This window comes from Pseudomonas sp. LBUM1662 (genome assembly GCF_059695915.1).
In genome coordinates, this window is record NZ_CP166793.1 from 5972456 (window position 1) to 5985046 (window position 12591).

General features: G+C 61.8%; 15 protein-coding genes. 8 read left to right on the top strand and 7 right to left on the bottom strand.

Annotated elements, in window-relative coordinates; translation table 11 throughout:
* Positions 1-3: 3 nt before the first annotated feature.
* The 4 genes from ribBA to nrdR are packed head-to-tail and all read right to left on the bottom strand — an operon-like array spanning position 4 to position 3430.
* The gene (ribBA, locus tag ACA049_RS27190) at positions 4-1095 is read right to left on the bottom strand and encodes a bifunctional 3,4-dihydroxy-2-butanone-4-phosphate synthase/GTP cyclohydrolase II (protein ID WP_109635198.1); all 1092 of its coding nucleotides are present in this window, start codon (positions 1093-1095) and stop codon (positions 4-6) included.
* Positions 1096-1111: 16 nt separating this feature from the next.
* Entirely contained in the window at positions 1112-1789 is a 678-nt protein-coding gene (locus ACA049_RS27195) for a riboflavin synthase (protein WP_497331219.1), read from the bottom strand.
* Positions 1790-1835: 46 nt separating this feature from the next.
* Positions 1836-2969: a bifunctional diaminohydroxyphosphoribosylaminopyrimidine deaminase/5-amino-6-(5-phosphoribosylamino)uracil reductase RibD gene (ribD, locus tag ACA049_RS27200; protein ID WP_497331221.1), complete on the bottom strand. Its 1134-nt coding sequence runs from the start codon at positions 2967-2969 to the stop codon at positions 1836-1838.
* Positions 2966-3430: a transcriptional regulator NrdR gene (nrdR, locus tag ACA049_RS27205; RefSeq protein ID WP_003228656.1), complete on the bottom strand. Its 465-nt coding sequence runs from the start codon at positions 3428-3430 to the stop codon at positions 2966-2968. Before nrdR ends, ribD begins: the two co-directional genes overlap by 4 nt.
* A gap of 128 nt (positions 3431-3558) precedes the next feature.
* Between nrdR and ACA049_RS27210 the strand changes: the two genes are divergently transcribed.
* From ACA049_RS27210 to trxA, 3 genes are all read left to right on the top strand, one after another.
* Complete coding sequence (locus ACA049_RS27210; RefSeq protein WP_438662749.1) at positions 3559-4023, top strand: YbaY family lipoprotein; 465 nt, start codon at positions 3559-3561, stop codon at positions 4021-4023.
* A complete protein-coding gene (locus ACA049_RS27215) occupies positions 4020-4676 on the top strand; it encodes a class I SAM-dependent methyltransferase (RefSeq protein ID WP_497331223.1) in 657 nt (218 codons plus the stop codon). Before ACA049_RS27210 ends, ACA049_RS27215 begins: the two co-directional genes overlap by 4 nt.
* 171 nt (positions 4677-4847) lie before the next feature.
* Positions 4848-5720: a thioredoxin gene (gene trxA / locus ACA049_RS27220; RefSeq protein WP_461955918.1), complete on the top strand. Its 873-nt coding sequence runs from the start codon at positions 4848-4850 to the stop codon at positions 5718-5720.
* Between the two features lie 105 nt (positions 5721-5825).
* Here the strand turns inward: trxA and ACA049_RS27225 are convergent, their stop codons facing one another.
* Positions 5826-6176: a hypothetical protein gene (locus tag ACA049_RS27225; protein WP_497331225.1), complete on the bottom strand. Its 351-nt coding sequence runs from the start codon at positions 6174-6176 to the stop codon at positions 5826-5828.
* A 135-nt stretch (positions 6177-6311) separates the two neighbouring features.
* Here ACA049_RS27225 and ACA049_RS27230 point away from each other — a divergent pair, with 135 nt between their 5' ends.
* The 5 genes from ACA049_RS27230 (at position 6312) to ACA049_RS27250 (ending at position 10451) form a co-directional block, all read left to right on the top strand.
* Positions 6312-6887: a DUF2796 domain-containing protein gene (locus tag ACA049_RS27230; protein ID WP_497331227.1), complete on the top strand. Its 576-nt coding sequence runs from the start codon at positions 6312-6314 to the stop codon at positions 6885-6887.
* Positions 6888-7029: 142 nt separating this feature from the next.
* A complete protein-coding gene (locus ACA049_RS27235; protein ID WP_109635212.1) occupies positions 7030-7740 on the top strand; it encodes an ABC transporter ATP-binding protein in 711 nt (236 codons plus the stop codon).
* Between the two features lies 1 nt (position 7741).
* Complete coding sequence (locus ACA049_RS27240) at positions 7742-9007, top strand: ABC transporter permease (RefSeq protein WP_497331229.1); 1266 nt, start codon at positions 7742-7744, stop codon at positions 9005-9007.
* Positions 9008-9018: 11 nt separating this feature from the next.
* Positions 9019-9531 carry a DUF3299 domain-containing protein gene (locus tag ACA049_RS27245; RefSeq protein WP_497313998.1) on the top strand — a complete coding sequence of 171 codons (513 nt, stop codon included), beginning with the start codon at positions 9019-9021 and terminating at the stop codon, positions 9529-9531.
* Between the two features lie 221 nt (positions 9532-9752).
* On the top strand, positions 9753-10451 hold the full coding sequence (locus ACA049_RS27250) for an OmpW/AlkL family protein (protein WP_497331231.1): 699 nt from the start codon (positions 9753-9755) through the stop codon (positions 10449-10451).
* A 147-nt stretch (positions 10452-10598) separates the two neighbouring features.
* Here ACA049_RS27250 and pgnE read toward each other — a convergent pair whose 3' ends face one another.
* Entirely contained in the window at positions 10599-11528 is a 930-nt protein-coding gene (gene pgnE / locus ACA049_RS27255; protein WP_497331233.1) for a UDP-N-acetylglucosamine epimerase PgnE, read from the bottom strand.
* Positions 11521-12405, bottom strand: a complete 885-nt coding sequence (locus ACA049_RS27260) for a sugar nucleotide-binding protein (protein ID WP_010467310.1) — start codon at positions 12403-12405, stop codon at positions 11521-11523. The genes pgnE and ACA049_RS27260 overlap by 8 nt, the downstream gene beginning before the upstream one ends.
* Between the last annotated feature and the right edge of the window lie 186 nt (positions 12406-12591).

Consider the following 12591-nt stretch of genomic DNA (forward strand, 5'->3'; position numbering starts at 1 on the left):
TCATTATTCGGAGGGCACGTATTCTACAACTTCCAGATCGAAACCGGATATCGCATTAAATTTCATTGGCGCCGACATCAAGCGCATTTTGCGTACGCCCAGGTCCCGAAGGATCTGCGAACCGGCACCGACGATGCTGTAGGTGGTCGGTTTTTTCACCGCGGTCTGATCCGCAGTTTCACGGATGTGCGCCAGCAACACGTCGCCATCGAGCGGGTGACCGAGCAACAGCACCACGCCGCTGCCCGCCTCGGCCACCGCGGCCATGGCGGCGCGCAGGCTCCAGCGCCCCGGTTGCTTGACCATCAACAGGTCGCGCAGCGGGTCCATGTTGTGCACGCGAACCAGCGTCGGCTCTTCAGCGCACACGGTGCCCAGGGTCAGGGCCATGTGCACGTCGCCTTCCACGGAATCACGATAGGTCACCAGGTTGAACTGGCCCAGTTCGCTGTCCAAAGGCTGCTCGGCAATCCGCTGAACGGTACGTTCGTGGATCATCCGGTAGTGAATCAGGTCGGCAATGGTGCCGATCTTGATGTTGTGTTCAGCCGCAAACGCTTCGAGTTCCGTGCGACGGGACATGGTGCCGTCGTCGTTCATCACTTCGCAGATCACGCCGCTCGGCTCGAAACCGGCCATGCGCGCCAGGTCGCAGGCCGCTTCGGTGTGGCCAGCGCGAGCGAGGGTGCCGCCGGCCTGAGCCATCAGCGGGAAGATGTGGCCGGGGCTGACGATGTCTTCAGCCTTGGCGTCTTTCGCCGCAGCCGCTTGCACGGTGCGCGCGCGGTCGGCAGCGGAGATGCCGGTGGTCACGCCTTCGGCCGCTTCGATGGACACGGTGAATTTGGTGCCGAAGCCGGAACCGTTGCGCGGGGCCATCAAGGGCAGCTTGAGCAACTCGCAGCGCTCGCGGCTCATCGGCATGCAGATCAGGCCACGGGCGTGCTTGGCCATGAAGTTGATGTGTTCGGCCTTGCAGCACTCGGCGGCCATGATCAGGTCGCCTTCGTTCTCGCGGTCTTCGTCATCCATGAGGATGACCATCTTGCCTTGGCGGATGTCTTCAACCAGTTCTTCGATGCTATTGAGCGCCACAAGGCACCCCCTTGAGTCAGGATTTGAGGTAGCCGTTGGCGGCCAGAAAGCTTTCGGTGATGTTACTGGACGGCCTTTGCGAAGAGTCCGACTCTGCGGCCTTGTCGCCCAACAGCAGGCGCTCCAGATAACGGGCAAGCAAGTCGACTTCGAGGTTCACCCGGCGACCTGGCTGGTACGACGCCATGATGGTTTCGCTCAGGGTGTGCGGAATGATCGTCAGCATGAACTCGGCGCCATCGACCGCGTTCACGGTCAGGCTGGTGCCGTCGACGGTGATCGAGCCTTTATGGGCGATGTACTTGGCCAGGTCCTTCGGCGCACGGATGCGGAATTCCACAGCGCGGGCATTTTCGGTGCGGGCAACCACTTCGCCCACGCCATCGACGTGACCGCTGACCAGATGCCCGCCGAGGCGAGTGGTCGGGGTCAGGGCCTTTTCCAGGTTCACCGGGCTGCCGCTTTTCAGATCATTCATCGCGGTGCAGTCGAGGGTTTCGCGGCTGACGTCAGCCGCAAAGCCGTTGCCTGGCAATTCAACCGCCGTCAGGCACACGCCGTTGACCGCGATGCTGTCGCCCAGTTTGACGTCGCTCAGGTCGAGCTTGCCGGTTTCTACATGGACCCGCACATCTCCGCCTTTTGGGGTCAATGCACGAATACTGCCGATGGATTCGATGATGCCGGTAAACATGGAGTCCTCCTCGAGAACAAAGCCGTCGCGTGGCGCAGGCCGGGAATTATACGCTCGCCGCCGGCGCAGGAATGGCGATGACTCGCCAGTCATCGCCAACCGCGCGAATTTCGGTGATTTTGAGCTCGGGCGCATCGTTCATTTGCGCGAGCGGCCAGTCCAGTAATGGGCGAGCCGAGGAGCCGAGGAACTTGCCGGCGATGAAAATCTGGAATTCGTCCACCAGACCTTGCTGGGCGAAAGCCCCGGCCAGACGCGGCCCCGCTTCGACCAACACTTCATTGACGCCACGGGCGGCGAGTTCGACCAGCAGCTTGCGCAGGTCGACCAAGCCATCATCACCGGCCACGATCAGGCATTCCGGACCGTTGGCGTATTGTTCTTCAATCGCCATGCAGGTGGCGACCAACGCCGGACCGGCCTTGAAGAACGGTGCATCCAGCGGCACGCGCAAACGGCCGTCGATCAGCACACGCAGTGGCGGACGACTCATGGCCAGAGCGGTTTGCTCGGCGTCCAGGCCCAACTCGTCAGCACGCACGGTCAAACGGGCGTGGTCCGCCAGCACCGTGTCGGCGCCGGTCAGCACCACGCTGGCCTGGGCGCGCAGGCGTTGCACCGCCGAACGCGCCGCCGGGCCGGTGATCCATTGGCTTTCGCCGCTTTCCATCGCCGTGCGACCGTCCAGGCTCATGGCCAGCTTGACCCGCACGAATGGCAAGCCGTGTTCCATGCGTTTAAGGAAGCCTTCGTTGAGCTTGCGCGCCTCGCCTTCCAGCACGCCGCTTTCGATAGCGATGCCAGCCTGGGCCAGGCGCTGCATGCCGCGACCGGCCACTGACGGGTTCGGGTCCTGCATCGCCGCGACGACCCGTGCGAGGCCGGCATTCACCAGCGCGTCGGCGCAGGGCGGCGTGTGGCCGTGATGGCTGCACGGTTCCAGGGTCACGTAAGCGGTGGCGCCCCGGGCCTTGTCGCCAGCGGCGCGCAGGGCGTGGACTTCCGCGTGGGGTTCGCCGGTGCGCACGTGCCAGCCTTCGCCGACAATCTGCCCGTCACGCACGATCACGCAGCCAACCCTAGGGTTGGGGTGGGTCGTGTAATGACCTTTGCGCGCCAGTTCCAGGGCGCGGGCCATGTAATGGGCGTCGAGGATGGCTTGTTCTGGGGAGGTGGTCATTCTTTCACCGGCTCACGGGCCAGGCGATCGATCTCTTCGCGGAACTCGTTGAGGTCCTGGAAGCGCCGATACACGGAGGCGAAACGAATGTAGGCGACTTCGTCGAGCTTTTGCAGCTCGGCCATCACCAGTTCACCGACCACGAGGGATTTGACCTCGCGTTCACCGGTGGCGCGCAGTTTGTGTTTGATGTGCACCAGCGACGATTCGAGGCGCTCGACACTCACCGGGCGCTTCTCCAGCGCACGCTGCATGCCGGCGCGAAGTTTTTCTTCGTCGAAGGGCTGACGGCTACCGTCGGTTTTGATCAGGCGCGGCAACACCAGTTCGGCAGTCTCGAACGTCGTGAAACGCTCGCCGCAGGCCAGGCATTCACGCCGGCGGCGCACCTGTTCGCCCTCGGCGACCAGACGCGAGTCGATGACCTTGGTGTCGTTGGCACCGCAGAAGGGACAGTGCATGGTGGCAGGCAACAAAAAAAGGGAGGGCCATGGTAGCGCATCCCCGTGGCAAGACAAGCCATAGGGTTTGCGGTATACAGACTGGCTATAGAGCTTGATCCATGGATTTCACCTTGCTGGAGCCGCAAATGTCCCTAAGACCGCTCGTCTTGCTCAGTCTTTTCAGCCTGCTGGTGGCCTGCAGCAGCGATGCGCCCAAGCCCCAGCCGCCAACGCCGGGCCCCGCCCCACAGGCGGCGCAGAAAAAAGCCAAGGAATCGGCCAACCTCGGCCCGCTGCCCGCTTATCAACGTGAGTTGAGCGGCACCCTGCAAGGCGTGCCGGCCGGTGCCGAAGTCGAACTGGCGCTGCTGGTGATCGATGCCCAGGACCGCCCGCAACAATTGCTCGCCAGTTCGAGCCTGATCGGCACCAATCAGATTCTGCCGTTTCACCTGCGCTTCAACCCGGAATCGTTCCCGGCCGGCGTGCGCGTTGAATTGCGCGGTCGCGCCAGCCAGTCCGGCCAGTTGATTTTGCACTTGCCGTCGCAGGTCATTACCCAGCCGACGACCCAAGCCCTGGGTCAGTTGCAATTCGTCAAAGCGCCATGATTGCACCGCTCGACCTGCAACAGGCGTTGGGTGAACTGCTTGGTGATGCGCAGCTGGTGCCCGTCCCGTTACCCGATACCGAGCTGAAGCTCTGGCTGATCGACGGCGACAACATGGACCGCGCGTTCAGCCCGGAAGAAACCCGGCGGATTCTGCATGAGCCGCCGTACTGGAGTTTCTGCTGGGCCAGCGGTTTGGCGGTGGCCCGTTATCTCGCTGAATTTCCAGAGTGGGTCAAAGGCAAGCGGGTGCTGGATTTTGGCGCCGGTTCCGGGGTGGCTGGGATTGCGGCAGTCAAGGCCGGCGCGCTGGAGGTGGTGGCCTGTGACTTGGACCCGCTGGCGATTGCCGCGTGTCGGGCGAATGCTGAACTCAACGACGTCCAGCTTAATTACTCGACGGACTTTTTCGCCGAGGCGGATCGCTTTGATCTGATTCTGGTGGCGGATGTTTTGTATGACCGGGCGAATCTGCCATTGCTCGATGAGTTTTTGAGCCGTGGCCAGGAAGCGTTGGTGGCGGATTCGCGCGTAAGAGATTTCAGGCATCCGCTCTATCAACGCATCGAGATGCTGGAAGCGATGACCTTGCCGGATCTGGCCGAGCCTGAAGAGTTCAGGCATGTCAGCCTGTACCATGCGCGGCGCGCCTGAAAGCTTCGCGGGCAAGCCTCGCTCCTACAGGTTCGCACCGATTTGAAAAACCGCGCCGGACCTGTAGGAGCGAGGCTTGCCCGCGAAGGCGCCCTGTCAGATCGCTCACACTTTCAGCGACACCCTGCCAAGCCGTATAGTTGCCCCATTCACGCTTCCAAGAGATCCCCCATGAGTCAGGAAACGCCGTACATCTTCGACGCCACGACCGCCGACTTCGACCAGTCGGTGATCGAGAACTCTTTCCACAAACCGGTGCTGGTGGATTTCTGGGCCGAATGGTGTGCGCCCTGCAAAGTGCTGATGCCGATGTTGCAGACCATCGCCGAGAGCTATCAGGGCGAGTTGCTGCTGGCCAAGGTCAATTGCGATCTCGAACAAGACATCGTCGCCCGTTTCGGCATTCGCAGCTTGCCGACGGTGGTGTTGTTCAAGGACGGTCAGCCGGTGGACGGTTTTGCCGGTGCACAACCGGAATCCGCCGTGCGAGCGATGCTCGAGCCTCACGTACAAATGCCGCCACCCGCAGCGGCTGATCCGTTCGAACAGGCCCAGGCCCTGTTTGACGACAGCCGTTTTGCCGACGCCGAAGCCGCGCTCAAAGTGCTGCTGGGCGAAGACAACACCAACGCTGGCGCCTTGATCCTCTACGCCCGTTGCCTGACTGAGCGTGGCGAACTGGGCGAAGCGCAAACCGTGCTCGACGCGGTGAAAAGCGATGAGCACAAAGCTGCGTTGGCCGGTGCCAAGGCGCAGATCCAGTTCTTGGGCCAGGCCAAGGATCTGCCGGACGCCGCCGACTTGAAAGCACGCTTGGCGAAAAACCCGCAGGACGATGAAGCGGTGTATCAATTGGCTATCCAGCAATTGGCCCGCCAGCAATACGACGCCGCGCTGGATGCGTTGCTGAAACTGTTCGTGCGCAATCGCAGCTACAGCGAAGGCTTGCCGCACAAGACTTTGCTACAGGTGTTCGAACTGCTGGGCAATGATCATCCGCTGGTGACCACGTACCGCCGCAAGTTGTTTGCTGCGCTTTATTGAAAGATCAAAAGATCGCAGCCTCGTTGCACTCGACAGCGCCTACAGGATGAAGACAAATCCCGTGTAGGAGCTGTCGAGTGAAACGAGGCTGCGATCTTTTGCGGTTTACTCGATCCAGCTATAGAGCGGCGTATCCCCACCGCTCGTCACCTTCACATCCGCGCAATGGCGCAAGCGCACCAGCAGGCGTTTGCCCGATCCCGCGCTGCCGGTCAGTCCTTCCAATTGCTCCAGCAAATCCGGCCCGCTCAACTGCCCGGCCTTGCGCAGCAAGTCCTTGGCGATCTGCCACAGCGCATCATCCTGATTCATCGGCTTGGCCGGGGCAGCACTGACCGCATTGGCCTCGGGCTTGCTCACCTGCAACTGCGCGCCGAGCCGTGCCCAATCGCTGTCGTCCATCTCCAACGTCAAATCCACCGGCCAGTCGCCGATGCTTCCGCGTATACGCAACATAAGTCCGCTCCTGCACATTTCTGACTTGCATGCTCCCATGTGACTTGCGCAACGCCAAGCAGGCGGTCAAACTCCCCGCACTTTCGTTATAAGATTACATAACAAATTCTTCATTTTGCTTTTCGGAGACCCACCATGCGCCGTCTGCTTCTCGCTCTGCCGTTTGCCCTGTTGCCGCTGGCCGTCGCCCATTCTGCTGAAGAACATGATCACGACCATGAACACGGCAGCCTCAGTGCCCACGAACATGGCGTCGGTCGCCTGAACGCGGCGCTGGACGGTCAGACCCTGGAGCTGGAACTAGAAAGCCCGGCGATGAATCTGGTGGGTTTCGAACACGTTGCCACCTCCGACGCCGATAAAGCCAAGGTCGCCGCTGCTCGTGCACAGCTGGAAAAACCGCTGGCGTTGTTCAACCTGCCGAAAGCTGCCGGTTGCGTGGTGGCGACCCAGGAACTGGAAAGCCCGCTGTTCGGTGACAAGCCAGACGCTGATGATGAAGATGCCAAAGACGAACATCACCACGACCACAGCGAAATCCACGCGCACTACCAATTCACCTGCTCGGCACCCGGCGCGCTGAAAACCCTGGACCTGGCGAACCTCTTCAACACGTTCCCGGCCACCCAGAAGATTCAGGTACAACTGATTAGCCCGAGCGGCCAGCAAGGCGTTGAAGTGACGGCCAAGGCTGCCGCCCTCAAATTCTGATCCCTTGTAGGACTGTAGGAGCTGTCGAGTGAAACGAGGCTGCGATCTTTTGATCTTGTTTTTCAAAGAGCAAGATCAAAAGATCGCAGCCTCGTTTCACTCGACAGCTCCTACAGGTCATCAAAACCATGAAATCGGCGCCATGACCCAAGCACTCATCGAACTGTCCGACCTGGGCTTCAGTTGGCCCGGTCACCCGCCGCTGCTGGACATCCCGGCGTTTCGCCTGGAACCCGGTGAAACGCTGTTCCTCAAAGGCCCCAGCGGCAGTGGCAAGACCACCCTGCTCGGCCTGCTCGGTGGCGTGCAGAAACCCGATCGCGGCAGCATTCGCCTGCTGGGCCAGGAGCTGACCGAACTCGGCGCCGGCGCGCGTGACCGTTTTCGCGTCGACCACACCGGTTACATCTTCCAGCAGTTCAACCTGCTGCCGTTTCTCTCGGTGCGCGAGAACGTCGAATTGCCCTGCCACTTCTCCAGGCTGCGCGCCGAACGGGCGAAACAGCGCCACGGCAGCGTCGACCAGGCCGCCGCCACCCTGCTCGCCCACTTGGGTTTGAAGGATGAAAGCATCCTCAGCCGCCGCGCCGATTCGCTGTCCATCGGCCAACAGCAACGGGTCGCCGCCGCGCGCGCATTGATTGGTCAGCCGGAACTGGTGATCGCAGACGAACCGACCTCGGCGCTGGACTACGACGCTCGCGAAAACTTCATTCGCCTGCTGTTCGCCGAATGCCGTGAAGCCGGTTCGAGCCTGTTGTTTGTCAGCCACGACCAAAGCCTCGCGCCGCTGTTCGATCGCCACTTGTCGCTGGCCGATCTCAATCGCGCCGCCACCCCGTTCGAGGTCTGAGATGTATTTGTTTCGTCTAGCCATGGCCAGCCTGGCTAACCGCCGCTTCACCGCGATTCTCACCGCGTTCGCCATCGCCCTGTCGGTCTGCCTGCTGTTGGCCGTGGAACGGGTGCGCACCGAAGCCAAGGCCAGTTTCGCCAGCACCATCAGCGGCACCGACCTGATCGTCGGTGCCCGCTCCGGCTCAGTGAACCTGTTGCTGTACTCGGTGTTCCGCATCGGCAACGCCACCAACAACATCCGCTGGGACAGCTTCGAACACTTCGCCAACAACCCGAAAGTGAAGTGGGCGATCCCGATGTCCCTCGGCGATTCCCATCGCGGTTATCGGGTGATGGGCACCACCGAGGCGTACTTCGAACACTACCAATACGGTCATCAACAACACCTGGAACTGGCCGATGGCCGCGCCTTCGCCAGCGATCCGTTCGAGGTGGTGCTCGGTGCCGAAGTAGCCGACGCGCTGCACTACAAGCTCGGCGACAAACTGGTGCTGGCCCACGGCGTGGCGGTGATCAGCCTGGTCAAGCACGACGACAAACCGTTCACCGTGGTCGGCATTCTCAAACGCACCGGCACCCCGGTGGACCGCACGTTGCACATCAGCCTCGGCGGCATGGAAGCGATTCACGTCGACTGGCACAACGGTGTGCCAGCCCAGGGCAAAGGCCGGATCAGCGCCGATCAGGCACGCAACATGGACCTGACGCCGCAAGCGATCACCGCGTTCATGCTTGGCCTCAACAGCAAGATTTCGACCTTCGCCGTGCAGCGCGAGATCAACGAATTCCGTGGCGAGCCGATGCTGGCGATCCTGCCCGGCGTGGCGCTGCAAGAGCTGTGGAGTCTGATGAGCACGGCGGAAAAAGCCTTGTTCGTGGTTTCGCTGTTTGTGGTGCTGACCGGTTTGATCGGCATGCTCACGGCGATTCTCACCAGCCTCAACGAACGTCGCCGCGAGATGGCGATTCTGCGCTCGGTCGGCGCCCGGCCGTGGCACATCGCGACGTTGCTGGTGCTGGAGGCGTTTGCCCTGGCGTTGTCGGGGGTGATTGCCGGAGTGGGGCTTTTGTACGTGGGCATCGCCCTGGCCCAGGGTAATGTGCAAGCCAATTACGGCTTGTACCTGCCGCTCGCCTGGCCCAGTGAATATGAATGGACGCTGCTCGGTGGCATCCTGATCGCCGCTTTACTGATGGGTAGCGTGCCGGCGTGGCGCGCGTATCGCCAATCCCTGGCCGATGGCCTGTCGATCCGACTATGAGGACGTTAATGATGCCCCGCGCTCTGCTTGCGCTGTTGATGCTGGTCGCCCTGCCACTGTGGGCGGCCGAGCCGAAAGAGCTGACCTGGTCGGAAATGATCCCGCCGGACGCCATGCCGGAAGTGCCGAACATGACACCGCTGCACGACCTGTCGCAAATGAGCAGCGCGCTGGAATCAGCACCCGCCGCCAAGCAGGACATGCCCAACGCGCCCGTGGTGAAAAGCCTCGACGGTCAGAACATTCGCTTGCCGGGCTACATCGTGCCGCTGGAAGTGAGCGAGGAAGGACGCACCACGGAGTTTTTGCTGGTGCCGTATTTCGGCGCCTGCATCCACGTGCCGCCACCGCCGTCGAACCAGATCGTGCATGTGAAAAGCGAAGTGGGCGTGAAGCTGGACGAGTTGTATCAGCCGTACTGGATCGAGGGGGCGTTGCAGGTCAAAGCGTCGACCAGTGAGCTGGCGGATGCGGGGTATCAGATGGAGGCGGACAAGATTTATGTGTATGAGCTGCCGGAGTGAATCCGGCCGTCATGTGTTGATTTAGAGGACGCCTTCGCGGGCAAGCCTCGCTCCTACGGGTTAACGCAGCACCTGTAGGAGCGAGGCTTGCCCGCGAAGAGGCCCCAAAGGTTCCGCAAAAACCCAGCCCATCACTGTTTCATTGAGCTGAATCAAAAGACCGTATCAGACGCCTCCGTACCATTGGACATCGAACATTTTTAACGTCCTTTGGAGCCTCCATGCACAAGTCCTTGCTCAGCGCTTCGCTGTTCGCCCTCGCGCTCGCAGCCCCGCTCGCCTACGCCCACGAAGCGGGCGACATCCTCGTTCGTGCCGGTGCAATCACCGTCAACCCGAAAGCCGACAGTTCCAGCGTCAAGGTCGATCAAGGCCCGCTGGCTGGCGCCGACCTGGGTGGCAAGGCCACCATGAGCAGCGACACGCAGCTGGGTCTGAACTTCGCCTACATGATCGACAGCCACTGGGGGATCGAGCTGCTGGCCGCCTCGCCGTTCGAACATGACGTGAAAATCAAAGGCACCGCCCTGGGCGCGGCCAACGGCAAACTCGGCACCCTGAAACACCTGCCGCCGACCTTGAGCGTTGTGTACTACCCGCTGGACGGCAAGTCCGCGTTCCAGCCGTACGTTGGTGCCGGCATCAACTACACCTGGATCTACGACGAGCACGTCGGCAGCGAAGCGCAGGCCAACGGCTTCAGCAACTTCAAGGCGGATAATTCCTGGGGCATGGCGTTTCAGGTCGGTGCTGACTACATGATCACCGACAACATCATGCTCAACGCCCAGGTGCGCTACATCGACATCGATACTACGGCGACCGTGGAAAACAACGCGGTGGCTCCGGGCACTCGGGCCAAGGTCGATGTGGATGTTGATCCGTTCATCTACATGGTCGGGCTCGGTTACAAATTCTAAGCCGCCATCGCGGGCAAGCCCGCTCCCACAGGGATTACCTAAATCCTGTGGGAGCGGGCTTGCTCGCGAAGACGTCAGCCCAGACAACAACAATCCAAAAGCAAAAAAGGCGCCTCGAAAGGCGCCTTTTTCATGACTGCAAAAACCTCAGCGTCCCAACAACCGAGCAAGCCCGACACTCATCGGCGTCTGCTCAGGGTAGGTAAACCGCTCCAGCAACCGCCGATTGTTCGCCCGCGAATGACGGATATCACCGGAACGCGCCGGGCCATAACTCACCGGTGGCAACTGACCGACAACCGCCGCCAGCGCTTCAAGCATCTGCTTGAGGGAAGTTGCCTGGTTCCAGCCGACATTGACCGCGCCCACTTCGACCTGTGGTTGCTCGATGGCTTGCACCAGCAAGTCCACCAGATCCTCGACGTACACAAAATCACGCGTCTGCTCGCCATCGCCAAACACGGTGATCGGCAGGCCGTTCTGCGCGCGCTCGCTGAAGATACTGATCACGCCGGAATACGGCGAGGACGGGTCCTGACGCGGGCCGAAAATGTTGAAGAAACGGAAAATCACCGGTTCCAGATCATGCTGGCGACGGTAGAAATCGAAGTAATACTCGCTGGCCAACTTGTCCGACGCATACGGCGTCAATGGCGCCTTGGGCGTGTCTTCATCGATCGACTCGCCTTCGCCATTGTTGCCGTAGACCGCCGCGCTGGAGGCGTACAGCACACGCTTGACGCCGGCCTGGCGCATGGCTTCGCAGACATTCAACGAGCCGATGAAATTGCTCCGGTGAGTCTTCACCGGATCGTCCACCGAGGCCTGCACCGAGGCCACCGCGGCCAGATGCGCCACGGCGCTGCAGCCGACCATGGCCTGGGCAACCAGCGCAGCATCGGCGACGTCGCCCACAATCAGTTCGACCTTGGGGTTGTCCAGCGGCAGGTTGCTGCGTTTGCCGGTGGACAGGTCATCGAGAATGCGCACCGAATGGCCCTTGGCGAGCAAGGCATCGGTCAGGTGCGAGCCGATGAAACCGGCGCCGCCGGTGATTAAAACAGGGCCGTCAGCCATGGCGATAGAACCTATCCAGTAAGCCCGGGAGTGCCGCGCGCCAGGCGCGCGGCTTGATCCCGAACGTGTGCAGAATTTTCTTGCAGGCCAGCACCGCGTGTTGCGGCTCTTCGGCGGCGTCCGGTCGCGCGGCGTGAGCCTGGGCGGTCGGCGCTTCGATGGCCAGCGGATGCAGGCTGCGTGCTTCGGTCAGGATCGCCTGACCCAGCGCCAGCGGCGTGGTCGCCTCATGCCCGGCGTAATGATAGGTGCCCCACAGCGGCGCCGCACAATCGAGTTGCTTGAGCACCGAAATGATCACCCGCGCCGCATCGTCGACCGGTGTCGGGTTGCCCCGGCGGTCGTCGGCCATCAGCAATTCTTCGGGTTGCTCGGCGCGACCGAGGAAACGCCCGAGGGTGCCGTCGGGGCTGTCATCGAGCAGCCAGCCGAAGCGCAGCAGCACGTGTTGCGGGCAGGTGGCGCGCACACTTTGTTCGATCCGCCACAAGGCCTGACCGCGCAGGCCCAGCGGCACCGGTTCGTCTTTTTCGCTGTAGGCGGTGGCCCGGGAGCCGTCGAACACGCGATAGCTCGACGGTTGCAGCAGCACGATGTTGTGATGCTGGCACAGTTCGGCCAGACGCTCGATCGCCCGCTCCTGCCCGGCCAGACGCTGCTCGCTGACCGTCTCCGCCTGAAACCAGTCGAAGTAGTAGGCGAGATTGATCAGCGCGTCCGGGCGGGTGTCGTCGAGCAGTTGCGTCAGGCTCGCGGCATCCCAGCCGTCTTGCGGCGGGCGGGGGGCGAGGAAGCCGATGTCTTCCTCCGCACCGAGGCGAATCAGCGCCTGCCCAAGGGCATTTCCGCCGCCCAGTAACATAAGGCGCATTCGCATAGAGTCAGCAGGCCCAGTCTGATTGGAACGATGGCTTTATCGACAGCGCCCACGGGCGATGTCGTTGATAGTTGCCGGAATCGTTGCATTTTGCGGGTTTAGTGCGCAACCGTCATCCGTAAAGTGTAGATCCCGAGGATTTGTGGTGCCTGTGCCGGCCCCATCGCGGGCAAGCCTCGCTCCTAC

Bases quoted from the DNA above. Each gene is read 5' to 3' on its own strand.
- ACA049_RS27195 (WP_497331219.1), bottom strand. From the start codon at position 1,789: ATGTTTACCGGCATCATCGAATCCATCGGCAGTATTCGTGCATTGACC.
- ribD (WP_497331221.1), bottom strand. From the start codon at position 2,969: ATGACCACCTCCCCAGAACAAGCCATCCTCGACGCCCATTACATGGCC.
- nrdR (WP_003228656.1), bottom strand. From the start codon at position 3,430: ATGCACTGTCCCTTCTGCGGTGCCAACGACACCAAGGTCATCGACTCG.
- ACA049_RS27210 (WP_438662749.1), top strand. From the start codon at position 3,559: ATGTCCCTAAGACCGCTCGTCTTGCTCAGTCTTTTCAGCCTGCTGGTG.
- ACA049_RS27215 (WP_497331223.1), top strand. From the start codon at position 4,020: ATGATTGCACCGCTCGACCTGCAACAGGCGTTGGGTGAACTGCTTGGT.
- trxA (WP_461955918.1), top strand. From the start codon at position 4,848: ATGAGTCAGGAAACGCCGTACATCTTCGACGCCACGACCGCCGACTTC.
- ACA049_RS27225 (WP_497331225.1), bottom strand. From the start codon at position 6,176: ATGTTGCGTATACGCGGAAGCATCGGCGACTGGCCGGTGGATTTGACG.
- ACA049_RS27230 (WP_497331227.1), top strand. From the start codon at position 6,312: ATGCGCCGTCTGCTTCTCGCTCTGCCGTTTGCCCTGTTGCCGCTGGCC.
- ACA049_RS27235 (WP_109635212.1), top strand. From the start codon at position 7,030: ATGACCCAAGCACTCATCGAACTGTCCGACCTGGGCTTCAGTTGGCCC.
- ACA049_RS27240 (WP_497331229.1), top strand. From the start codon at position 7,742: ATGTATTTGTTTCGTCTAGCCATGGCCAGCCTGGCTAACCGCCGCTTC.
- ACA049_RS27245 (WP_497313998.1), top strand. From the start codon at position 9,019: ATGCCCCGCGCTCTGCTTGCGCTGTTGATGCTGGTCGCCCTGCCACTG.
- ACA049_RS27250 (WP_497331231.1), top strand. From the start codon at position 9,753: ATGCACAAGTCCTTGCTCAGCGCTTCGCTGTTCGCCCTCGCGCTCGCA.
- pgnE (WP_497331233.1), bottom strand. From the start codon at position 11,528: ATGGCTGACGGCCCTGTTTTAATCACCGGCGGCGCCGGTTTCATCGGC.
- ACA049_RS27260 (WP_010467310.1), bottom strand. From the start codon at position 12,405: ATGCGAATGCGCCTTATGTTACTGGGCGGCGGAAATGCCCTTGGGCAG.